Raw genomic sequence first — 21,781 nt, forward strand, 5'->3', positions numbered from 1 at the left:
AACGAGGCCGCCAGGACGCGAGCGCTGCGGGATTCACGTCGGCAACGTGGCCGCCCGTGTCCGTCCACGTGCGACTGGGGCGGGTCGGGTCGGGGCCCCGCTGCAGCATGCATTCTGGGCTGGGTGCGCCATTCTCTAGAGGATTAGTTCGTTCAGTTGGCCGGGCATTCCGAATCGCCATACCCGGTGCCGCGAAGCCGTTCTTGAGCGGTTGATCGGTAATGTGCGTCTTGCGCCGATCTTGGCGTGAAACCACGACTTGGGGTCAATCGGATGCGACAAACTCTCGCGAATGCTCCGGCATTGGCGTCCTATTCTTCATCGTCCGTCACCGACGCGGAGTTCATGCTTCCGCTGGTGAATGAGGAAAGCCGGGTCCGAACCATATTGGCGTCCGTTTCCGACGTCATTTCCCGTCTGCCCGTGGCCGGTTCCATCGCCGTCATCGACGGCGGCTCCAGCGATCGGACCGTCGAAGTCGTCGACGAGTTCGCGCTTCGCTCGCCCGTGCCGGTCCGGGTTGTCGGCAGCTCCCGGCCGGGCTGGACCGCGGGCGTTCTCCGCGGTGTCGCCACGAGCTCGGCCCGCCGCGTCGGCGTCGGCGACACGCATGTTCTCGGCGCCCGGGCGAGCGTTCTCCTCTCGCACGCCCTCCGCGTTCTCGGCGGCGGCGCGCACGTCGTCACCGTCGGCGGGAACGGCCGGCACGTCACGCTCATGGACCGCGATGTGGCCGCCCTCATCGTCGGGGACGCGATGCCCGACGGGCCCGGATCCCTGCCTGTGGCACGGGATACGGCCGACTATGCCGGGTTGCGCATGTCGGCGTACAGCGTCGTCTCGAACCGGCGCGGCCTCCGCGACGACAACACGGACGTGCTGCCGGTGCCGGCATGAGCCGGCGGCGCTACCGCTCCCACGAGGGCGAGCACGTGGTGTGGCTGAACTTCAAGGATTCGTCGCATCCGCGGGCCGGGGGAGCCGAGGTCTTCATGCACTCCGTGGCCCGGCGGCTGGCGGATGAGGGGCAGCGGGTCACCGTCCTCGCGGCCCGCCACACGGGCGCGCCGCGGGCCCAGACCGCGGACGGCGTGACGGTGCGGCGGATGGGTAACGCGTACACCGTCTACGTCCTCGCCTGGCTCTGGGTCTTCCGGCACCGCAATGGCATCGACGCCATTGTCGACACCTGTAACGGAATTCCTTTCTTCTCGCCATTGGCAGTAGGGCGGCGAGTGCCGGTTCTAGTGCTGATTCATCACGTGCATCAGACGATGTTCGCTCAAAATCTGCCCTTTCCGGCAGCCTGGATAGGCCGTTGGGTGGAAAGGGTGGGAAATCGGCTCGTCTACGGGCGCCGGACCATTGCCGTGGTGTCGCCGTCGTCGCGAGCCGAGGTGCGCGGCGCGCTCGGGCTCGTCGGGCCCATCTACATCGCCAACAACGGTCAGGAGCCGCTTTCCGCGCCCGGCGCCGAGCGCAGCGGCACCCCGCGCATCGTCGTGGTCGGGCGGCTGGCCCCGCACAAGCGCTGGGAGCTGCTGATCCGCGCGATGCCGCGGGTGGCGGCGACGGTGCCGGACGTCGAGCTGCACATCGTCGGCGACGGGCCGTGCCGGGCCGAGCTGGAGGCGCTGATCGGGCCCGGCGACCGGGTGTGGCTGCACGGCCGGCTGCCGCAGGCCGAGCGGGACGAACTGCTCGCCACGGCCTGGGTGACCGTCTGCACGTCCGAGCTCGAAGGGTGGGGCCTGTCGGTCACCGAGGCGATGAGCCTGGGCGTTCCGGCGGTGGTGCTGGCCGCGCCCGGCCTGCGGGACTCGGTGCGCCACCGGGTCACCGGCTGGGTCGTCCCGCATCCCGGTCAGCTGCCGGGGCAGCTCGCGGCGGCGCTGATCGAGCTCGAGAACCCGGTGGTGGCCGGACAGTGGGCCGAGCGGTGCCGGTTGTGGGCCGCCCGTTTCGACTGGGACGCCACCACCGACCGGATCGCCAGCCTGCTGATCCACGAGGACTGCCGGCGGGTGCAGGCCGACCGCCGCGCGATCTGCGACCTGTCCACCGTGGCCGACCTGCCGCTCAGCCAGGCCGCCCGGATCGACTACCGCGCGCTGCGCAGCGTCGACCAGATCGACTGGGACGAGCCCGGCGACGGCGACCCCCGGGTCCGGCTCCTGCTGGCCGGCCTCGACGAACGGGACACGCTCGGGCTGCTGGGCCGCTACGGGCTGGACGTGAGGAGCATCGGGGCCCGCGTGGCCCGCCCGGCCGACCTCGTCGGCTGGAAGCGCACCGGTGGCCCCCGCGCACACGACCTGCGGAAATACTTCGAAGGAGCGTCATGAAGGTAGTGATTCTCGGCGGCAGCAGCTCGCTCGGGCTCGGCGTCGGCGGGAACTCGTACGCCGTCCGCGCTTCGAAGCTGCTCGACGCCGACGTCGAGATCCTCCAACTGTCCAAATCGGCGCAGACCGTGGCCGAGGTGCATCGCGGCACCGTGGAGCAGATCCGCCGGTTCCGGCCGGACGTCGTCATCCTGTCGTTCGGCGCGGCCGAGGGGCACGTCCACCCGAGCCGCCTCCTCCAGGCGCTGCTCGACCGCTTCGGCCCGCGCAGCTGGCGCGGCCCGGCCGGGATGGAGCCCCGCCCGTACTACTCGCGCAGCCCGTACAAGCGATGGCGGCAGCGGTTCGTCTCCGGTTCGAAGATCGCCGTCAAGCGGGCCATCATCGCGGTCACCGGCGGCTATCACCGTCTCGGGTCCGACGACTTCGACCACCGGCTGCGCGACCTGCTCGACGACCTCGGCCCGGCCACCAAGGTGCTGGTCGGCCTGTGGGGCGTCGACGACCACATGTTCCCCCGCTCGAACGCGGTCCTCAGCCATCACGACGCGCTGCTGCGGCGGATCGCCCATGACCGCGACGACCTCGTCTACGTGCAGACCCGCGACGCGGTCCGCTACTGGGACGACTTCCTCCAGGACCACGCCCACCTGAACGACCACGGCCACGACGTCGTCGCCCAGTTGATCTCAGAGAACGTCACCGAGAAAGCAGGCACCGGTGCTTGAAACGACACTGCTCGACGTGCACCGGCCGGCCGAGCCGGGGTACTGGCGCCGGTGGCGCCCGTGGATCTACGCCGGCGCCGTGCTGGCCGCCGCCGTCGCGCTGTTCACCAACGTCCGCGGGGCCCGCGACTTCGACCTCGACGAGGTGATGTACGCCCTGGCCGGCCAGAACATCGCCGAGCACGGTTCCATTTCGTGGGGGGCGCAGCTCACCGCCGTACACCCGCCCCTGCATTTCCTGCTCCTCGGCCTCTGGGACACCTCGTCCGGTGAGTCCCTGATCGAGGCGATGTTCCACGCCCGGACGATGGGCGCGCTGGTCACGTTGCTGACGGTCGTCGTGGTCGGGCTGCTGGCCCGGCGCTTCACGGCGAACCCGCTGCTGGTGGCGGCCGCGATGATCATTTTTGCGGCGGACGCGTTCGTGCTGCGCTTCGGGCGTACGGCACTGATCGAGCCGACCGCCGTGCTCGCCCAGGTCGTTGTGGTCTATCTGGCCCTCCGCATGCGGCGTGCCTCGTCGCCGACGTACATCGTCGTTCTCGGGTGTGTGTCGGGTCTGGCCCTGCTGGTCAAGGAGCCGTTGCTGTTCGCGCTGCTCGTGCCGCTCGGCGTGGCGCTGCTCCAGCGCGACTGGGCCTTCCTGCGGCGTTCGGCCGGCTCCCTGCTGATGGCGGCGGCCGTCTACGCCGTCTTCCCGATCTGGGCCACCGTCAACGGCGCCGGGTCGTGGTGGCTGGCCGAGCACAACATCAGCGCCGAGCGGTTCTTCGGGCTCAAGCAGCTCAGCGGCCTCAACCGTACGGGCGTCTCGTCGTTCTCGGTCTTCGCCGACAGCTTCCTCGGCTACGCCGCCGGCTATCTGATCTTCGCTTGCGGCGCCGCGGGGTTGCTCTTTCTGGTGGTACGCCGAGGCCTGCGCCCGGACGAGCCGACCGCCTGGCTGATGTCGTTCGGCGCCCTCAGCTACGGCTTCCTGGCCTACTGCGTGCTGCTCGGGCAGGCCAACGAGCAGCTCACCGTCTATACGGTCGTCCCCGCTGTCCTGCTGACGGTTCTCGCCTGGAACGGTCGGGCCGCCGTCGCCGTGTGTGCGGTCGCCGTCGCGGTCAGCGCCCTCGGCTGGGTGACGAACGTGGCCCTGGCCCGCGACGACGCCACCACCCGGATGGGCACGCGGATCACCGCCCAGCTGCCGTGCGTGGCGGTGAACGCCACCGGCAACGCCGAGCGCTGGATCCCGGTGCTGCCGCGCAACCACGTCACCGCCTTCCGCGACGGCCCGGCCGCCGTCCGCTCCGGCGTCCAGGCGTTCCTGCTGTCGGGTAAGGACAGCCGCCTGCGGTACGGCAACAGCTCGCCCGAGCTGGCCGGTTGGGTCAAGGGCAACGGCCGCCAGTTGTACGCCTACAGCAGCCGCCGCTACGAGACGATCGAGCTCTGGGTCGTCGGCTCGGGGATGACCGCGCTGTCCGAGTGCGCCAACCCGCCCCGCACGGTGGCCGCCAATGCCTCCAGCCAGGGCTTCCTCGCGCTGCTGTTCGCCGCGCTGGCGCTGGCCGCCTTCGCGGTCGTCGGCTGGCACCGCTGGGTCCGGCGGAGCATCTGATGACCGAGACGCTGCGCGGCTCCGGAGTCCGGGGCCGCGGCGGCGGCGCGGGGTGGCTGCTCATCGCGACCACCTCGGCCGGCGCCGTCAACTACGGGTACGCGCTGGCCATGACCCACGGCCTGGCCCCGGCCGAGTTCGCGGCCTTCGCCGCCGGCCAGGCCCTGCTGCTGGTCCGCACCACCATCTCCAGCGCGGCCGTCTCCTGGGTGCTGGCCCGGGAGGTCGGCCGGGCCGGCGGCGACCTCGAACGGCAGGCCGTGGTCACCTCGTTCGCCTTCTGGTCGAACATCGTGCTCGGCGTCGCCCTCACCGTCCTGCTGGTCGCCGGCGTGATGCTGTTCGGATCGGCCGGTGACGCGGTGATTCTGGCCGCGGCCTCGCTGATCCTCTCGATCGGCTCGACCGGCATGGGATATCTCCAGGGCACCGGCCGCATCACGGCGATCGCGGGCCTGCTCACCCTCGAGGCGGTCGTCAAGGCGGTCACCGGCGCCGGTCTCGTCTTCGGCGCGCACTGGCAGTCGGCGGGCGCTCTGGGCGGGTTCGCCGCCGGCAGCCTGGTGCTGCTGGTCCCGGTGCTGGCCTCCCGTCGGCTGCTGCGCCGGCCCACCTGGGGCCCGGCCCAGACCGACCTTCTCCGAGCGGCCGTACGCCAGGTCCGGCTGCAGGCCAACGTCGCCGTCACCGCGGCCGCCGACTCGGTGATCGTGGCCGTGCTGGGGCTGGGCAGCGCGGCGGCGCCCTATCAGGCGGCCTCCGCGCTCGGCCGGGTGCCCCTGTTCGTGTCGAACGCGGTGTCCACCGCCACCTTCGCCGCGCTGAGCCGGGACGGCTCGGCCCGGCGCAAGGCCGACGCGATCCGGACGTATCTGCTCGTGGCCGCGGTCATGGCGGCCGTGCTGATGACGCTTCCGCCGCCGATCCGGCGGCTGCTGCTGCCCGACACTTTCGCGGCGGTCGACCGCTGGCTGCCGTACGCGGCCGTGCTCGGCCTGGCCGTCGGCCTGCTCAACCTGGTGGTCACCGTCCTGCAGGCCGACGACTCCCGGGGACGCGCGGTCCGGACCCTGACCGGCACGACCGTGGCCTACCTGGCCGTGGTCGGCCTGTCCGGTGTGGCGTACGGGGTGGCCGGGGTGGCGGTCAGCGCCACCGTGGGCGCCCTGACCGTCGTGCTGCTGCCGCTGCTGGTCCTGCCGGCCCTGCGGCCCGCGGTGCGGCTGCTGCTCACCAGCCGCCGATCGGCCCGCGACGCCGGCGTGCTGGCTCTGGCGACGACGGCCCTGGCCGTCGTCGACGACCCGGTCGCGTGGGTGGGTGTCGCGGCGGTGTCCGGCGCGGTCGCGCTCGCCATGGCGTTTCCCGAGTTCACTCCGCGGAGGTGGCGATGAGACTGCGCATCGGGGTCGACGGGCGGGTCCTCGACGACCGCTACCACGGCATCGGCCGGGTCATGTACGGGCTGTGCGGCGAGCTGGCCCGCCTGGAGGGTGTGGAACTGGTGGTGTTCACCGGCCGCACGCGATCCGAGCGTTTCGACGTCGACCGGCTGGCCGAGCGGCCGAACGTCACCCTGCACCCGGTCGGCCTGCCGCCGGTCGACGTGCGGCAACTGTGGCGGTGGCGCGGCGTGCTGCGCCGCCGCCCGGTCGACGTGATGTTCTTCCCGTACCACCTGGGCGCGACGCCGTTCGCCGGCGTGCCCAGCCTGGCCATGGTGCACGACTGCATCTTCGAGGCCGATCCCCGGTTCGCGCCGTCGCGGTCCGTCCTGCTGTCCTACCGGCTGCTCACCACGCTGATCACCCGGACGACCACGGCGCTGACGGTCAGCCGTGCCTCGGCCGACCAGATCGCCGAACGCTACCGGCGGACGGCCCACGTGATCCCGAACGGCGTCGACCTGCCACCCCCGCCGTCGTGCGGGCTGGCCACCGAATACGGCATCGAGCCCGGCTACGTGCTGCACGTCGGCGCGCAGCGGCCGCACAAGAACGCGGTGGTGCTGGTGGAGGCGATCGCGAAGGTGCCGGCAGCCCGCCTGGTGCTGATCGGCTCGCCCGACCCGCGCTTCCCCGACGAGGTCGGCCCGGCCATCGACCGCCTGGGCGTCGCCGACCGGGTGCTGCGGCTGCCGTTCGTCCCCGAGGAGCTGCTGGGCGCGGTGTACGCCGACGCCGCCCTGCTCGCCTATCCGTCACTGGCCGAGGGATTCGGGCTGCCGGTGCTGGAGGCCATGACGGCCGGGACGCCGGTGGTGGCCAGCGACGTGCCGGTGCTGCGCGAGGTCGGCGGGGCCGCGGCCACGTACGTGCCGCCGCGGGACAGCGCGGCGTGGGCGTCGGCGATCGCACGGCTGCTGGCCGATCCGGCGCTGCGGGAATCGCTCGCGGCCCGCGGGGCCGCCCACGCGGCCGGGTTCACGTGGGCGGCGGCCGCCGAACGGCTGCTGGAGGCCTGCGTTCAGGCCGTACGGAGGTAGCTCGCGTTGCTGACGATGTCGGCCGCGCCCAGCCGCACGATGTAGAGCGCGGCGAGGTTGTTGGCGCGGGCGATGCCCATGACCGTGGGCAGCTGCGACGGCAGGCAGACGTGGGTGGTCTCGGCCATGGCGCGCAGGCCCTTGGCGCGCGCGAGGCCGGCCAGATAGGCCACGGTGTTGGCGTTCTCGGCCCACGTCCCGTAGACGGCGACCTTCTTGTCCTTCAGCGCGCCGATCTGCCGCGTGGCGTCGTACCCCCGCTGCACCTCGCCGTTGATCTCGGCGCTGGAGGTGCCGGCCAGGTTGGTGGCGACGGCCTTGCCGAAGTCGCCGGCCCGCATGCCGTACGACGGGTACAGCATGGCGACCGTCCCGGCCCAGCCGGCCTGGCGCAGGGCGGTGATCTGCCAGTTCTGGTAGCTCGCGAGCGCGTCGAGGTACCAGTTCAGGAACTTGGCGGCCTGGCCGTTGGGGCTGGGCCGGCCGGGCTTCCACCCGGGCACGGGATTGGCGCGCGCGGCGTTGACGTCGAACGCGAAGTAGAGGTTGCGCTGCTTCTCGCTGCTCGGGTAGGTGAGCTCACCCCAGTGACCGCCACCGGCCCGTACGAGCGAGAAGTTCGAACCCAGCTGCTGGAAGACTTTGGTGAGATAGCGGACGGCGAGCGGCCGGTATCCGCTGCCGAAGATCAGGTTGGGCTCGTTGCCGCCGGTGTAGGTGACGCCGAACTGGTCGACGTAGCGCGCACCGGGCCGCTGGAGCAGCCAGGCCGGGGCGCTCTGGATGCCGGTGTTGAGCGAGATGGTGTAGCCCATCGCCCGGAGCTTGGCCGCCCGCGCGGCGATGGAGCCGAGATAGGCCGTGTCGAACTGGCCGGGCGCCGGCTCGGCCTGCGACCAGTTCATCTCGACCAGCGCGTCCCCGGCGCCACCGGAGGTCCGCATGCTCCGCATGTCGGCGTCGGAGTAGTTGCCGATGATCCCGAGGGAGGCGGTGCCCGCTCCCGCTCCCGTTTCCGCTGACGCCACGCCACCGTTCCCCACGAAGACGGAAACGATCGACAGGACAGCGGCCAGCGTCACGGATAGCTTTTTCACCCCTTCCGCATCGGCCCGCCCGCCCGGCTGAGTCGCGCCCGCAACCGAGCGCTCCGCAACCGCACCGCCCGAGCACCCGGCGTCCCGTCAGAGGGACGCCACGTCGGTGCGCCGGCGGTCGGACTTGAACGGCAGGGCGGTGACGACGGCCCGGATCGGGCGCTGGGTGGCTCCGACCGTGAGGGAGAGGGCGCGGCCGGTGGAGACGCCGACCGGGCGGCCGCCGGACAGGATCTGGTCGAATGCCGGGCCGTTCAGGCGGGGGAGTTCCATCTGCTCCACGCCGTCGAAGACGCCGGCGGCCACGGCGGCCACGTCCTCCGGGTTCAGCGCAGGCCGGCCAGGACACGGCTCGAGGACGAGGCGATCAAGGCGGGGCGTTGGGGGTGAGGATCGCCGAGGGCAGGTAGTCGAGGCCGTTCGTGGCTATGCCGGCCTCGATGTGCTGGACCGACTGCGCGTCTTTCAGGTCTTCGCCGGTGACCTTTTCCAGGACGGCCTGGGATTCGGCGGCCCACCCGGAGTATTCCTGCGGCAGCAGCAGCTGGGCGAACGGGGCGAAGGCGCCCTTGGCGTTGGCCGGGTCCTGAGCCTCGAAGGCGGGGCTGAAGCGGGCGCTCATCGGCGGTACTCCGTGCGGGCGTGCTCGTTGTACGGGGCCGGCTGCACGGTGGCGCGGATGCGGGGGAGGTTCGGGGTGCCGTGGTCGCCCCAGACGACGCTGACCTCGGTGCCGGGGGTGGCGTGCTCGGGGGCGACCAGCGAGAGCGCGAGGACCGCGTTGTACGGGTGCAGCGAAGCCGTGTGGTAGGTCGTGCCGATCAGGCCCTTCTCCGTCTCGATGCGCTGGCGGGCGTAGCTGAGGATGAAATCGTCGCCCAGCACGCGGTGGACGTCGTCGTTGTCGAAGACGAGGGTGACCTTCGTGTACCGGACGTTGTCCTTCGCCTTGGCCAGCGCGTCGCGGCCTAGGAAGTCATGGTCGAGGTGGACGAGGCGGCCGTACCCCAGCTCGTACGGAGTGACGTAGTAGTCCTCGATGTTCTCCGAGTAGAAGCTGCCGTGCAGCGGGCGCTGGCCCTCGATGCCGAACAGCGGGAGCCACTTGCGATATTCGGCCAGCGTGGGATCGGTGTAGATGGCGGGTGTGGGCGAGGGGATCCAGCCGCTCTCGACCGACGCCGTCGTGTAGGCCAGCGCGCCCACCCGCACGATGCCCAGGGGCTCGCCCGCTTTCAGAAGAGCTTCCTTGACGTACGACCCGTCGGCCCAGTCGCCGATGAACTCGTACCCGGCCTGCCCGGCCATGCCGTGCCGCAGGGCGCGGAACGTGCGCCCGCCGAGGGTGACCGGCGTCCAGTGGAAGAACTTGGTGGGCGGCAGCGGGCCGCCGAAGACGTCCTCGACCAGCTGCTGGGCGAGGGGGCCCTGCACCTGGAAGCGGAACAGCTTCGGGTCACCGGACTTCCGGAACGCCGACGACGGGTCGGTGGAGAAGGACACGTCGTAGCCGCCCTGCTCGCCGTGCCACTGCACCCAGTGCTGCGAGGCCGGCACGCCGCTGAGCGTGTACTTCTGCTCGCCCTCGCGGGCCAGGATGCCGTCGGTGACGATGAGGCCGTCGCGGTTGACCGGGACGATCTGCTTGGCCTGCCCGATCGCGAACTTCTCGTAGTTGTTGGCGCTGACCGCGGCCAGCAGCCGGGTCGCGTCGGGGCCCTCGATGAACAGGTCGTACATGTGGTGGGACAGGTCGGAGAGCGCCACCCCCTCGTGCCAGGCCGTCTGCTCCTGGCGCCAGCCCGCGTACTCGGGCTCCACGACCTCCGGCGTCCAGGGCTTGGCGCCCGGCCTCCACAGCAGACCTACCGGCGAGCCGGCCTTGTCGATGCCGTCCTGAAGATTCACGGTGCCTCCACTAAAACGAGCTAGTACGGAAACGCTACAAGCGTGTTACGGACAGGGACAGATGCGCGCTGTGCAAGCTCAGCTTGCGGCGAGGAACTCCTGCCGCGAGAGCGCGTCGTCGCGCAGGGAGCCGAGCATGGCCGAGGTGACGGTGGTGGGCGCCGGACGCCCGGTTCGGGGCATGGTCACCACTGGGCCGCCCGCAAGGTGTTGACCATCAGCATGGCGATCGTCATCGGGCCGACGCCGCCGGGTACCGGGGTGACCCGCGCGGCCAGGCCGTCGAGCTCGGCGGTCCGGACATCGCCGGCCAGCCCGCTGGCGGTGCGATGGATGCCGACGTCGATGACCGTGGCGCCGGGACTGACGTGTTCGGCGCCGATGAGGCCCCGCACGCCGGCCGCGACGACGAGGATGCCGGCCTGGCGGGTGACCGTGGGCAGATCGGGGGTGCGGCTGTGGGCGATGGTGACGGTGGCGTCGTGCTGGAGCAGCATCTCGGCCATCGGGCGCCCGACCAGAGTGGACCGGCCGACGACCACGGCATGGGCGCCCCGCATCGGCACGCCGGACGATTCGAGCAGCTCGATGACGCCGGACGGGGTGCACGGCCGCAGGCCCCGCTCGCCGCGGGCCAGCAGGCCCGCGCTGTGGGTGGTGAGCCCGTCGACGTCCTTGGCGGCGGGGATGCGGTCGATCAGCGCGGCCGCGTCGAGCCCGGCCGGCAGCGGCAGCTGGAGCAGGATGCCGTGGCAGGCCGGGTCGGCCGCGAGGTCATCGATGACGGCGGCGACCTGTGCCTCGGACGCGTCGCCGGGCAGCGCGCGGTGCAGGTCGCGCATGCCGGCCTCGCGGATGGCGCGGCGCTTGCCGGCCACGTAGACGGCGCTGGCCGGGTCGTCGCCGACCAGGATCGTGGCCAGTCCGGGTGCGAACGGCATGGTGGAGACCTCGGCCGCGACGCCGGCCCGGATCCGGGCGGCCACCGCCCTGCCGTCGATGTAAGTGGTCATTTCCGGAACCTCAGGGGAAGACGATGGTGTGGTTGCCCTGGCGGATGACGCGGTCCTCGGCGTGCCAGAGCACGGCCCGGGAGAGGACGTCGCGTTCCACGTCGGCGCCGCGGCGCTGCAGGTCGGCGACCGTGTCGGCGTGGTTCACGCGGACCACGTCCTGCTCGATGATCGGGCCCTCGTCGAGGTCCTCGGTGACGTAGTGGGCGGTGGCGCCGACGAGTTTGACGCCGCGGTGCTTGGCCTTGGCGTACGGGCCGGCGCCGATGAACGCGGGCAGGAACGAGTGGTGGATGTTGATGATGGGCACGCCCACCCGCTCGATGAAGTCGCCGGACAGGATCTGCATGTAGCGGGCCAGCACCACGAAGTCCACGTTGCCGGCCAGCAGCTTCAGGTGCTGGGCCTCGGCCGCGCTCTTGTCCGGGCCGGCCGGTGACGGCACGTGGAAGAACGGGATGCCGAAGGAGCGCACCTCGTCGGCGGTGTCGGTGTGGTTCGAGATCACCATCGACACGGTCACCGGCAGCTCGCCGCGGCGGTGCCGCCAGAGCAGGTCGAGCAGGCAGTGGTCCTGCTTCGAGGCGAAGATGGCGACCCGCTTGGGTACGGACATGTCCCGTACGGTGAAGGAAAGGTCCAGCCCTTGATTTTGCAGGTCCTGCGCGATGTCGGGCAGGGCGGCCTTGAGATTGCCGGCGGTGAAGACGGCCCGTTGGAAGAAGGCGCCGCCGTGCGGGTCGTCGGAGTACTGGTCGAGCGCGACGATGTTCGCGTCGTGCTTGCTGAGCACGGCGCCGATGGCGGCGACGATGCCGGTCCGGTCCTGGCCGTGCACGATCAGCGAGGCCTGTGTTTCCACGCTCAGTGCTCCTTCGCGAAGTCTCGGATCCACTCCGCCGTGGCCCGCAGACCGCCGAAGGTGTAGAAGTGCAGCTTGATCTCGCCGTGCGTTCCGGGGTGGTAGTCGGTGGCGAGGGCCCGCAGGAACCGGTCGGGGCCGGCCGTGCCCATCAGATTGGTGATCGACAGCCCGTACTTCCTGGCGATGGAGGCGCTGGTGCCGACGCCGAACCGGGCCGCGTACCGCAACAGCCGCCGCACACCGGCCGGCCCCGGCACGCCGATCCGGACCGGTGCGTCGATGCCGCGCTCCCGGACGGCGGCGATCCAGTCGAGGACCGGATCGACGTCGAAGCCGAACTGGGTGATGATGTCGCCGTCCAGCGAGCGCTTGCGCAGGGCGGCGCTCTTGTCGGCCAGGGCATTCCACAAGATGTCGTACGGGATGTCGGGGTGCCCTTCGGGATAACCGGCGATGCTGGCCCGCCGCACCCCGTATTCCTCCAGGACGCCCGACTCGATGATCGAGAGCGAGTCGGGGTAGGGGCCGTGCGGATCGGCGGGGTCGCCGCCGACCACGAAGACCTCGTCGCTCACCCCGGCCGCCCGCAGCGCGGCGAGGAAGTCCTCGAGCATCTGCCGCGAGGCGAGGCGACGGGCCGAGACATGGGGTACGGGGATGAAGCCGGCCGCTTCGACCGCTTGCGCCGCCGCCAGCCGTACGGCCAGGTCCTCGTGACCGAGGAAGGTCACATTGATCCGGGTGCCCGGCGGGATGACGCCCCGGGCATCGGCCAGATCGCCGATGTCCTTGCCGGTCATCTCGAGGGAGAAGTCGTCCAGGAGCATGAGCCTCCCTTCGTTGAACTAAATCGAGCTAGTTGAGGTTACGAGAAGATTTCGCCCGGCCGCAAGGGGGTGATCACGCTTGTCGGAAACCCGGCCGGACGGTAGGTCCAGGCGGCGACGGGACAGTCCGAGGACGCCGTACGCCGTCGCCTCGACCGCCTGCGCGACAGCGGAGCACTCTATTTCGACGTGCGGTACGCGCCGGACGCGTCGGCCACGACATGGCCGCGATGCGGTGGCCCCGGGCGCGCTGCACGCGGTCGGGACGGCACTGGCCGCCCACCCGGAGGTCGGCTTCGCGCGAGCTGAACCGGCGCGGCCGGCGTCGCGGATCGTGCGAAAACGGCCAACCGTTTTGTCCAGGTATCAGACTGAAATCGTCCACCCATTCGTAGGAGCGGGCGGCCTGGATGAGTGCAATTTGCTGACAGTCCGAGCTTGTTGCCGGAGTTTTGCAACTGCGCAAGCATGGCGACATCGCAAGGGCATTCGGACAGGAGGTCAATGATCGTGAAATGGAAAACGGCTCTACGCCGGGCCGCGGTGATCACGGCGGCGATGGCGGCCACTCTGGTGTCGGCGGCCGGCGTCTCGCATGCGGCTTCGGTCGCGGAGAATCAGCCGCAGTACGTGAAGACGTTCGCGGACAAGTGTTTCACCGTGACCAACCAGAGCGGCGCCAACGGCGCCCGGATCGTCCAGTACCAGTGCGAGAACGATTTCGCCCAGCGGTTCACCTTCGTGCCGTCCGGGATCGGATCCACGTTCTACATTAAGACGTTCGCCGACAAGTGCCTGACCGTGACCAACCAGAGCGGGGCCAACGGCGCCGCCATCGTGCAATACCAGTGTGAGAACGACTTCGCCCAGCGGTTCAGCGTCGTGCCGTCCGGCATCGGGTCGACGGTCTATCTCAAGACCTTCGCCGACAAGTGTTTCACCGTGACCAACCAGAGCGGCGCCAATGGCGCCCGGATCGTCCAGTACCAGTGCGAGAACGATTTCGCTCAGCGGTTCAGCATCGTGTGATCAATGGCCCGCCGTCAGCCGTTGTGCGGGCGGCGGGCCACCGCGAGCAGATGCGTCGACGGCCACGGGATCGGGGCGCCGTCCAGGTCGCTGATCGACGCGACCGGGGCGATCCGATTGTCGATGACCCAGTCGTTGCGGATCGGGGCCGAAGCCGGGTCGATGGTGAAGCCGACCTCGGTGAGCAGGGCCGTCCAGTCGGCGAAGCTCAGTCCGCAGAACTGTTCCCTGGTCTCGGAGAGCCAATTGTCGGTGTAGTCCTTGCGGGTCAGGAAATCCATGGCCGGGGCCAGCTCGATCCGCACGGTCTCGTCGTCCACGGCCTCGAAGGAGAACGGAAAAGCGAAATCGGCCGCGAATTGGTCGAGGCGGGCGCGGGTCGAGAGGCTTTCCATGTACGTCTTGGAAGGCTCCGTGGAGACGGAAACGGGATTGTCGCCGTCGTCGCGGGTGAGGCGCAGAAGCACCTGACGATGCGGATCGTCCGGGCCGCAGACATCGCTGTTGATCCAGACGCCGCCGGGCGCGGTGTGCTCGAAGATGCGGCGGGCGAATTCCAGGACCGAGGCCCGGCGTTGCCCGTACGACCAGATCTCATGGGTCAAAGCGAATGTGAGAGTCGTGTCGACGGAACGCTCGTCGAAGATGGCGCCGCCCAGAACGTTGCGCTGATAGAAGTAGACGTTGGCGTTGCGGAAGACGCCCTGGTCCTTCTTGTGCAGGCATTCCTGGTAAAGATGGCGGGCGATCTCGACGCCGATCAGGTCGCTCTCGCGCAGGCTGGGCTCGCGGTCGGCCAGCTCCAGCAGAGAGCCGGCGCCGCAGCCGATGTCGACGATGCGGCCGGGCTCGACGTACTGCCGCACCGCCGACCATTTGCGCTCGGCGGCCACGGCGAAGGCCTCGACATAGGTGCGGTAGTCGCGGGTCGCGGTGAGACCGCCCTCGTCGCCGATGATCGGGTCGTTGATGACCGTGCGGACCGTGTCGACCAGCCGGTACCGCTCGAAGACGTCGATCGTCGCCGGGTGCGCCAGTTCGCGCCAGGTCTCGTCGCCCCGGCTGAGCCGCAGGAGCACGTCCCAGGGCCGTTCCGGCTGAGGATCGGCGGAGGCCTCGACCCAGGCGATCGGGAAGCCGAGAAGCTCGTACAGCTTGGCCACGTCGGGCGTGGAGCAGGCCACGAGGGTGTCCTCGGGCGTGAGTTCGAGCCCGGTGGCGACCGTGATCGTCTTCAGCGTGACCTCGGCGAACGCGTCGGTGGGAGCGGCGTCGAAGATCGGCACGACAACCGATCGGAGCCCGGCCTCCACGCTGAAGCGCTCGATGGCGGCCTCGCGGCGGTGGTACGGCACGGGGTTGCGCTTGGTGTTCTCGTGGTTGGCCGAGGTCACCGCCCAGATAACGGTCGAGCCGTCCTCGGCGAGCTGCCGCAGATAGCCGGCCTGGAAGCGGGTCAGCAGATGGTGCCGCCCGGGAAAGAGAACAAAGCGTGCCACCGTGCTGATCTTACCCCGCGCCGGTTCCCCCGCCCCCACGCTGCCGGTCGTTCCAGGCGCGGGCGGCGTCGATGAGCTCCATCAGGCTCAGACCGAACGGCGTCAGGCCGTACTCGACGTGCGGCGGATTCGCCTCGTGGTCGTGCCGGGTCACGAGGCCGTCGCGCTGCATCGCGCGCAGCGTCTCGGCCAGCACCTTCGAGGTGATCGTGGGCAGCTGTCGCCGCAGCTCGCCGAAGCGGAGCGGGCCGCCGGAGAGGAGGACGACGAGCATGCCCGTCCACTTGCCGCCGATCTGGAACGGGAACGCCGACGACGGGCAAACCGGATCGATGCGGTCCACGAGGGCTCCATCGGTTTCGTTGCGGTAACCGGTGGGTCCGAAGATACCTTCGCCCCCATGACCCCTGCTCCTGTTGTGGTGCTCGGTGCGGCCGGCCGGGCCGGCCGTGCCGTCGTCGACGAAGCCGGCCGTCGCGGCGTCCCGGTAGTTCCGGTGGTGCGCGATCCGCGCCGTCATGAAGGGCGGACGGTGGCCGGGAACGCGCTCGACGCCGACTCGGTGACCAGGACCGCGGCCGGTGCTTCCGCGATCGTCTGCGCGGTCACGCCGTTCACCGCGCCACCGCCGACGTTCGACGGGTTCGACGCCGCGTTCTACGAACATGTCGTCGACGCGATGTGCACCGCCTCGGCCCGGACGACGGCGAGCCGGATCGTCATGGTCGGGCTGTTCGCCACACTGCGAACCTCGGACGGGCGGCGGGTGCTCGACGATCCCGCGCTGTTCCCCGAGGGGCTGCGGCCCTTCGCCGTCGCGCACGCCCGCGCGATCACCCGGCTGGGGGAGCACCACGCCGACGTCGACTGGCTCGTTCTGACCCCGCCGCCCGGGCTGTCGCTCGACGCCGCGGTGACCGGGACCTACCGGCTCGGCGACGACATTGTCACCGAGCCGGGGTGGAGCATTCCTCTGTCGTACGCCGATCTCGCCGTGGCCGTCCTCGACCAGATCAGCGCGCCGACCCGCCGGCGGGAGCCGGCCGCCGTGACTGGAGCTGCCACGGAAGCCCTCGTTTCGTAGCCGTCAGACCTCTCAGCGCCGGGGCTTGAACTCGCGGGCCAGGACGTAGCGGGTCACCTGTTCGCCCAGTTCGACGCCCTGGACATCGGCGCTCCGGAAGTGGACGCCGCCCCAGATGCGTGCCTCGATGACCTCGGCTGTGGCCTGGGAGAAGCTGGTGAAGTGGCGGGTGGTTCCCGAGTCGGCGCTGTAGGCGCTGAACGCTATGTCGTCGCGGCCGAAGAACCTTCGCAGCGCCATCATGATGGCGCCGGTCGTGCACGCGTGGCCGGATGTGAAGTCGGGGAACGGCGGGGTGATCAGCAGCGGCGTCCACGCCGGGTCGGGGCTGGTGGCCGGGTTGCCGTCGGTGCCGGCCAGCTGGACCGCGGTGACCGGGCGCCAGAAGTTCCACGCGCGTTTCTGGGTGAAGCAGGCGATCGTGACGTCGGCCCGGGTCACGTCGGACATGGCGTACATCCGCGCGGTCTGCAGTGGACTCAAGTGCTGGGTCTCCGCCAGCTGCGCCTTGATCTGCCACTCGGTCTGGCGGCGGTCGTGCCACCAGATGGCCGACTCGGTCTGGTCCTGGGTGCGGACCGTGCTGGCCGCCGAGCCGACGGCCTTGACCTCGTTGAGGTCGCGAGCGTATTCGGCGCTGCCCAGCGCGGGCGGGCCGGCCGTGCGGAAGTCGGCGGCGCTGCGGATCACGAACGGCCGGACGTCGGGGATGTGCGCGCCGTCCTGGGCGAAGCCGGGCGGGGTGGGCCGCCACTGGCCCGGCGCGGTGCCGACGTTCCAGGTGGCCGTGCGGTCGGAGCCGTCGCCGCGGCGGGCGGCGATCATCGCGGCCGCCGCCTCCTCACCGAGCGCGATGCCGCCCCGCTTGGCCCGCCCGTCGCGGATCGTGGCCAGCGATTCGCCGTACCGCGCGCGCAACGTCGCCGCCTGCCCAGGGAAGAGCGAGAGCAGCACACGATAGGCGGCGGTGGCCACGGCCGCGTCGAGCGAGTGACCGTGCCGCCCGCGCACGGAGAGAAGGTAAGGCTCGTACGGGCTGCCGGCGGCGGCGTTGGCCGCGTCGTAGACGGCGCCCTGGACCATGGCGAAAGTCCGGCCATTGATGTACGGAGGCTGGCCGGCGACCTCGTAGGCGGCGGTTTCCGAGTGGGCGGCCCAGGTGACGACCATGTTGGGGTCCGGTTCCGGTCTCCCGGCGGCGACGGTCGAAGTGCTGAGGACGAGCGCGGCCACGACGATGGCGCGTCGGATCATGATTGAACACCCCCGTAGGCAGAACCTCAGCCTGCCCACGGCCGCCCACCCGAAGCAAGGCATCGACATGCGCCTATGTCTCTGGTTTCGGCTTCTACCGCCTTATGCGCCTTTGCGCATTACATTGCCGCGATGCGGCGCAGCGCGTCCCCGCCCGCCAGTTCGCGCCGGTCGGCGGGATGGACGATGTAGTACGCCACGGCCTTCAGCAGCAGGGCCGGGTCGGCGGCGAGCCAGCGGCCGCTGATCGTGTCGAACGGCGACAGCGCCTGCGGCCCCGGCGTGGAACGGCCCAGATAGTTGCGGGTGACCGTGCCGGAGGAGCCGATCGTGCGGATGAACACGACCGGCGCGTGGGCCCAGAGCGCGGCCACGTCGACGACCGCCTCCCACGGCACGAAATGGGTGAAGGTGAGCCCCCGGTGGTGGATGCCGTCGGGGCCGACCACCACCTCGCCCGGCGCGAGCTTGACGAACACCGCGAGGAAGACGGCGAGCAGAACCGCCCCGGCGGCCAGGACGGCGGCGACGATGTACCCCTGCGCGCCGCCCCGCAGGGCGGAGACCACGCACATGGCGGCCAGCGCCACGGTCGTGAGGGCGAGGAAGGCGCCGAGCAGATAGGTGGGCGTGGTGCCGTACCGGAAAACCAAGCCTTTGACCTCTTGCTGTACGCCTGTGGTGTCGCTCCGCCGGCGGCCGCCTCGCCACGAGTGGAGGCTGAGCGCGGTCAGATGGCCGAAGTAGACGGCGATGGCCGCGAAGACGACGGCGCTGCCCGTGTCACCGCCGGCCGCCAGCGAGACGGCCGCGGCGGCGATGCCGAGCGTGAGCAGGCCCATGAACACCGTGCCGAACAGCAGCAGGCTCGAGCGGCGCCGGCCGGCCCACTCGTCCGGCCAGGTGGATGCGTACGGAAGAGTCTCCATCAGAAGATAGCGTCCCATGCCTTCTTGGCGCCGTCGCCGATCGCGTCACCGGCGGCCGAAATGCCGTTTTCGATGCCGTCCTTGACGCCCTGCGGCAGTCCGTCGTAGACGAAGTCGAGCGTGCCGCTGGCGACCAGCCCGACGGCCAGGCCGCCGACCGCGCCGACCACCGTGCCCACGACCGGGACCGGGATGGCCGTGCCGATCACCGCACCGGCCGCCATGGCGGCGACCGCGCCGCCGACACCGGAGATGACCGCCTTGCCGACCGGCTTGCCCTGGTGGATGTCGTAGCCGATGCCGGCCGCGGTGATGCCCAGCCCGATGATCGGGATCTTGCTCGCGATCCGGGCCCCGGCCTTCGGCGCGCGCCGGGCCAGCTCGTCGGCCTCGAGGAACTTCTTCCAGGAGGCGTTGTTCAGATAGCGCGACTGGGCGGTGCCGCCGGGCGTCTTCAGATAATGCTCGGCCAGCCGCTTCGAGTCGTCGAGCAGGGCGACCGACTGCGCCTTGAGAATGCTGCGGTGCTTGGCCACCAGGCCACCGAGCGCGGCGCCGTTGACCACGTCGCCGGCCTGCAGGAACGCCTTGCCGTAGAGGTCGTCCCACATGTTGCGGGCGATGCTCTTGGCCGCGTTGTTGGCCGTCCAGTAACCGTCGGCCTGCTTCTGGGCCAGCACGTAGGCGTCGACCTTGGCCTGGTGTGCCCGCAACGCCGTGTCGTCGGTGGGCGCGCCGGACAGGACCGGCCCGTCACCGGGCGGCTGGATCTGGTCGTCGACGACCGTGAGACCGGCCGCCGAGGCCATCTGCCGGGTGCGGGCCATGCCCAGCTGCGCGTCCTCCAGCTCGTCGGCGTAGACGACGAGCGAGTTGGCCGCGGTCTCGATGTCGGTGCGCAGCGAGTCGGCCTTCTGGCTGCCACTGTCCATGCGCGCCTGGAACGCCGGGCCGGCGTCACCGTTCCACCCACGGGCCGCGTCCGCGCGGGCCGAGTGCATCTCGGTGACGGTGCTGTCGACCCCGCCGGCCAGCCGGCCCTTGAGCCACTGTGAGGAGGCCCGGATCCCCTCCGGGTCGCCCTCGATACGCGTGTCGATCGCCATCAGAAGAGCCCGCCCACCGCCGAATCGGTGCCGATGTAGCCGGCGCGGGACTGCTCCACCCGATCACCGGCCTCCTTGAGCCCGACCACCAGGTTGCCGCAGACGTCGGTGAGATGCCCGACCAGAGCCGCGATGTCCGGCGACAGATCACCGGCCGCGGGCGTCGGCGGCACGCTCCCGCCGATCTCGTCGAGCGACTCGCCGGCCCGGCGCAGGCGCCCGGCGAGCGCCTGGAGGGTGGCCAGGTCGGCCCGGGTCTCGTCACCCATCAGGACACCTCCGCGTGCCGCCGCTGCTCGGGCGGGATCTCGAGATCGAAGAGGATCAGCTCGAACCCGGTGGCCACCCGGACCTGCTCGAGGTTCTCGGTCGGCATGACGGTCCAGGGTTGCTCGGCCCCGCAGCAGTCCACAAGGCGATCGAGGGCGGTGTACGCCAGAAGAGCGAGCCGCCCGTCCCGGGTCTGCCGCAGATCGACGTTGAGTTCCGAGTCCCCCGCCCTGAGCGGCGCACACGGCACATAGACGAAGGGCGGCACGATCACGGGCCGAGCCGGCTCAGCCGCCACGTCCTGGTCAGGCGGCCAATCGTTAGCTCCCGATGGTGTCGTCGGCATGCGCAGCAGTCTAAGCACGCACGCCAACCCGCACAGACCACTGACCCGGCGCCCGGACGTCATCGAGGCGCGCATCCGGTCGGGCGAGCTGCTGCCCGACCGCCCGATTCCGTCCGAGAACCAGATGGTGCAGGAGTTCGGTGTAGCGCGCGGAACGGCGCGCAAAGCCCTCGAACTGCTGCGCGAGCGCGGCCTCGTCGTCACGGTGGTGGGCCGGGGAACGTTCGTCGCCCGCCAAACGCAATGAGCCGACCGGCGTGGATCTGTCAGGAGGCGATGTCCGCGAGTGTCAGTCGTCGGTTTCAGTAGACGACTTCGCCGGAGTCGGGCTGCCTCACGACCACAGCGTGCACCCAATGGGGTGCCCCGTTGGAATCGGCCTGCCGCGCGCATGGGCACCGCCAGAACTCGCCAGCATCACCCTCGATCGGGGGCCAGAACCGGAACTCCAAGGATTGCGGCAGGGGAAGCGCCGCCTCTCCGATGAAGATGTCCTGAGGGATGCCGCCGGGTACGACCAGGTCCACGTTCAGCGGGCTACGCGCCCCACCTGAAGTCAAGGCATCGGCTTTGACCCGGTAGGTCCGGGGCAGCGTGCACCGGTAGAAGATGTTGACCTTCTGCGTGCGGTTGTTCCGGATCCGGACGAATTCGCCGGACGGCTCGGGGCGGAGCTCGCGATGATCACGCTGGAGCTCGGCCTCGGTGAGCCGGCTGCTGGCCTCGGCCGAGACTTTGGCGTGATCGGCGGACTCGCCCGCGTATTCGGCTGAGCGCCGCGAGGTGATGGCGGCGTCTTCAGCGGCGGTGGCGCTGCGCTCGCCGGCGGCCATAGCGGGGGAGCATACGGGGCCGGGTCAGGCGGCCCAGAACACTGTGCACTGGTTGTTCTGGGCCGCGAGCGTGAAGAACTCCACCAACTCGTCGTATGCCTCGGCCAGGGTGTTGCGGATGGCCTTGGCTGTCTCGTCGTCGACCGGGTGGAAGTCCGCCTCGGTCGGGGTGAACGGCTCGAGCAGGGGTGGCTCCGGGAGCTGGAACCACCCCTCGGCGTCGAGCAGCGGGCGCAGATGGGGTTCGAGGTCGGTGAAGGGTGTCCTCGACAACCGCGCCGCGACCTCCGCCACCTGGGCGGGGGTCAGGGCGCGGGAGTCGCCGTCGCGGCCGAAAGCGTGTGCCTCGTCCGGGAAGAGGGCGCCGCCGCTGATCGGGTTCAGCGGGAATCCCGCTTTGTCCATCAGCCTGGCCAGTCTCTCCCAGGCCCGGTCCAGGTCGACGCCGTCGGGGAGGCGGTCGACCCGGTCCCAGGCCTTCTCCGGGTCGGCCCGGATCTCCTCCAGCACTGCCGGGGAGACTCGCCGGAACTCGCCCAGAACACTCATCACTC

Annotated in this window: 25 protein-coding genes; 9 read left to right on the plus strand and 16 right to left on the minus strand. The window is 70.6% G+C overall.

Features of this window, described 5'->3' with window-relative positions; genetic code table 11:
- The first annotated feature begins 345 nt into the window (after positions 1–345).
- Genes ACFY36_RS01845 through ACFY36_RS01870 form a run of 6 tightly spaced genes read left to right on the plus strand, consistent with a single transcriptional unit; the run spans position 346 to position 7,167 of the window.
- The gene (locus tag ACFY36_RS01845) at positions 346–897 is read left to right on the plus strand and encodes a glycosyltransferase (protein WP_499743975.1); all 552 of its coding nucleotides are present in this window, start codon (positions 346–348) and stop codon (positions 895–897) included.
- Positions 894–2,345, plus strand: coding sequence for a glycosyltransferase family 4 protein (locus tag ACFY36_RS01850; protein WP_499743976.1), 1,452 nt, complete (start codon positions 894–896; stop codon positions 2,343–2,345). Before ACFY36_RS01845 ends, ACFY36_RS01850 begins: the two co-directional genes overlap by 4 nt.
- Positions 2,342–3,073 carry an SGNH/GDSL hydrolase family protein gene (locus ACFY36_RS01855; RefSeq protein WP_499743977.1) on the plus strand — a complete coding sequence of 244 codons (732 nt, stop codon included), beginning with the start codon at positions 2,342–2,344 and terminating at the stop codon, positions 3,071–3,073. The genes ACFY36_RS01850 and ACFY36_RS01855 overlap by 4 nt, the downstream gene beginning before the upstream one ends.
- On the plus strand, positions 3,066–4,682 hold the full coding sequence (locus tag ACFY36_RS01860; RefSeq protein ID WP_499743978.1) for an ArnT family glycosyltransferase: 1,617 nt from the start codon (positions 3,066–3,068) through the stop codon (positions 4,680–4,682). The genes ACFY36_RS01855 and ACFY36_RS01860 overlap by 8 nt, the downstream gene beginning before the upstream one ends.
- Entirely contained in the window at positions 4,682–6,076 is a 1,395-nt protein-coding gene (locus ACFY36_RS01865; protein WP_499743979.1) for a polysaccharide biosynthesis protein, read from the plus strand. Before ACFY36_RS01860 ends, ACFY36_RS01865 begins: the two co-directional genes overlap by 1 nt.
- Entirely contained in the window at positions 6,073–7,167 is a 1,095-nt protein-coding gene (locus tag ACFY36_RS01870; RefSeq protein ID WP_499743980.1) for a glycosyltransferase family 4 protein, read from the plus strand. Before ACFY36_RS01865 ends, ACFY36_RS01870 begins: the two co-directional genes overlap by 4 nt.
- Here the strand turns inward: ACFY36_RS01870 and ACFY36_RS01875 are convergent.
- From ACFY36_RS01875 to ACFY36_RS01905, 7 genes are all read right to left on the minus strand, one after another.
- Positions 7,149–8,249 carry a beta-galactosidase gene (locus ACFY36_RS01875; RefSeq protein ID WP_499743981.1) on the minus strand — a complete coding sequence of 367 codons (1,101 nt, stop codon included), beginning with the start codon at positions 8,247–8,249 and terminating at the stop codon, positions 7,149–7,151. The two genes, ACFY36_RS01870 and ACFY36_RS01875, sit on opposite strands and share 19 nt — an antisense overlap.
- 102 nt (positions 8,250–8,351) lie before the next feature.
- Positions 8,352–8,579 carry a hypothetical protein gene (locus ACFY36_RS01880; protein WP_499743982.1) on the minus strand — a complete coding sequence of 76 codons (228 nt, stop codon included), beginning with the start codon at positions 8,577–8,579 and terminating at the stop codon, positions 8,352–8,354.
- Between the two features lie 52 nt (positions 8,580–8,631).
- Positions 8,632–8,886 carry a hypothetical protein gene (locus ACFY36_RS01885; protein WP_499743983.1) on the minus strand — a complete coding sequence of 85 codons (255 nt, stop codon included), beginning with the start codon at positions 8,884–8,886 and terminating at the stop codon, positions 8,632–8,634.
- Entirely contained in the window at positions 8,883–10,172 is a 1,290-nt protein-coding gene (locus ACFY36_RS01890) for an aminomethyl transferase family protein (RefSeq protein WP_499743984.1), read from the minus strand. The genes ACFY36_RS01885 and ACFY36_RS01890 overlap by 4 nt, the downstream gene beginning before the upstream one ends.
- 185 nt (positions 10,173–10,357) lie before the next feature.
- Positions 10,358–11,185, minus strand: a complete 828-nt coding sequence (locus ACFY36_RS01895) for a bifunctional 5,10-methylenetetrahydrofolate dehydrogenase/5,10-methenyltetrahydrofolate cyclohydrolase (protein WP_499743985.1) — start codon at positions 11,183–11,185, stop codon at positions 10,358–10,360.
- Positions 11,186–11,195: 10 nt separating this feature from the next.
- The gene (purU, locus tag ACFY36_RS01900) at positions 11,196–12,047 is read right to left on the minus strand and encodes a formyltetrahydrofolate deformylase (RefSeq protein ID WP_499743986.1); all 852 of its coding nucleotides are present in this window, start codon (positions 12,045–12,047) and stop codon (positions 11,196–11,198) included.
- 2 nt (positions 12,048–12,049) lie between these two features.
- Positions 12,050–12,877, minus strand: coding sequence for a methylenetetrahydrofolate reductase (locus ACFY36_RS01905; protein ID WP_499743987.1), 828 nt, complete (start codon positions 12,875–12,877; stop codon positions 12,050–12,052).
- A 510-nt stretch (positions 12,878–13,387) separates the two neighbouring features.
- On the opposite strand from ACFY36_RS01905, the gene ACFY36_RS01910 reads away from it, so the two are divergent.
- A complete protein-coding gene (locus ACFY36_RS01910; protein ID WP_499743988.1) occupies positions 13,388–13,906 on the plus strand; it encodes an RICIN domain-containing protein in 519 nt (172 codons plus the stop codon).
- A gap of 14 nt (positions 13,907–13,920) precedes the next feature.
- Here the strand turns inward: ACFY36_RS01910 and ACFY36_RS01915 are convergent, their stop codons facing one another.
- Complete coding sequence (locus ACFY36_RS01915) at positions 13,921–15,405, minus strand: class I SAM-dependent methyltransferase (protein WP_499743989.1); 1,485 nt, start codon at positions 15,403–15,405, stop codon at positions 13,921–13,923.
- Positions 15,406–15,415: 10 nt separating this feature from the next.
- A complete protein-coding gene (locus tag ACFY36_RS01920; protein WP_499743990.1) occupies positions 15,416–15,748 on the minus strand; it encodes a winged helix-turn-helix transcriptional regulator in 333 nt (110 codons plus the stop codon).
- A gap of 57 nt (positions 15,749–15,805) precedes the next feature.
- On the opposite strand from ACFY36_RS01920, the gene ACFY36_RS01925 reads away from it, so the two are divergent.
- Complete coding sequence (locus ACFY36_RS01925; protein WP_499743991.1) at positions 15,806–16,489, plus strand: NAD(P)-dependent oxidoreductase; 684 nt, start codon at positions 15,806–15,808, stop codon at positions 16,487–16,489.
- 12 nt (positions 16,490–16,501) lie between these two features.
- Here the strand turns inward: ACFY36_RS01925 and ACFY36_RS01930 are convergent, their stop codons facing one another.
- From ACFY36_RS01930 to ACFY36_RS01950, 5 genes are all read right to left on the minus strand, one after another.
- Complete coding sequence (locus ACFY36_RS01930) at positions 16,502–17,743, minus strand: vanadium-dependent haloperoxidase (protein WP_499743992.1); 1,242 nt, start codon at positions 17,741–17,743, stop codon at positions 16,502–16,504.
- Positions 17,744–17,862: 119 nt separating this feature from the next.
- Positions 17,863–18,690 carry a hypothetical protein gene (locus tag ACFY36_RS01935; protein ID WP_499743993.1) on the minus strand — a complete coding sequence of 276 codons (828 nt, stop codon included), beginning with the start codon at positions 18,688–18,690 and terminating at the stop codon, positions 17,863–17,865.
- Positions 18,672–19,778 carry a WXG100 family type VII secretion target gene (locus ACFY36_RS01940; RefSeq protein ID WP_499743994.1) on the minus strand — a complete coding sequence of 369 codons (1,107 nt, stop codon included), beginning with the start codon at positions 19,776–19,778 and terminating at the stop codon, positions 18,672–18,674. The genes ACFY36_RS01935 and ACFY36_RS01940 overlap by 19 nt, the downstream gene beginning before the upstream one ends.
- The gene (locus ACFY36_RS01945; protein ID WP_499743995.1) at positions 19,778–20,047 is read right to left on the minus strand and encodes a hypothetical protein; all 270 of its coding nucleotides are present in this window, start codon (positions 20,045–20,047) and stop codon (positions 19,778–19,780) included. The genes ACFY36_RS01940 and ACFY36_RS01945 overlap by 1 nt, the downstream gene beginning before the upstream one ends.
- The gene (locus tag ACFY36_RS01950; RefSeq protein WP_499743996.1) at positions 20,047–20,394 is read right to left on the minus strand and encodes an SAV_915 family protein; all 348 of its coding nucleotides are present in this window, start codon (positions 20,392–20,394) and stop codon (positions 20,047–20,049) included. The genes ACFY36_RS01945 and ACFY36_RS01950 overlap by 1 nt, the downstream gene beginning before the upstream one ends.
- Here ACFY36_RS01950 and ACFY36_RS01955 point away from each other — a divergent pair.
- Complete coding sequence (locus ACFY36_RS01955) at positions 20,393–20,641, plus strand: GntR family transcriptional regulator (RefSeq protein ID WP_499743997.1); 249 nt, start codon at positions 20,393–20,395, stop codon at positions 20,639–20,641. The two genes, ACFY36_RS01950 and ACFY36_RS01955, sit on opposite strands and share 2 nt — an antisense overlap.
- A gap of 55 nt (positions 20,642–20,696) precedes the next feature.
- Here ACFY36_RS01955 and ACFY36_RS01960 read toward each other — a convergent pair whose 3' ends face one another.
- Both ACFY36_RS01960 and ACFY36_RS01965 read right to left on the minus strand, forming a co-directional pair.
- Positions 20,697–21,227, minus strand: coding sequence for a hypothetical protein (locus ACFY36_RS01960; RefSeq protein WP_499743998.1), 531 nt, complete (start codon positions 21,225–21,227; stop codon positions 20,697–20,699).
- 24 nt (positions 21,228–21,251) lie between these two features.
- Positions 21,252–21,776: a DUF1877 family protein gene (locus tag ACFY36_RS01965; protein WP_499743999.1), complete on the minus strand. Its 525-nt coding sequence runs from the start codon at positions 21,774–21,776 to the stop codon at positions 21,252–21,254.
- Positions 21,777–21,781 lie beyond the last annotated feature (5 nt).

This window comes from Actinoplanes sp. NPDC000266, from assembly GCF_042899005.1.
Lineage (GTDB): Bacteria > Actinomycetota > Actinomycetes > Mycobacteriales > Micromonosporaceae > Actinoplanes.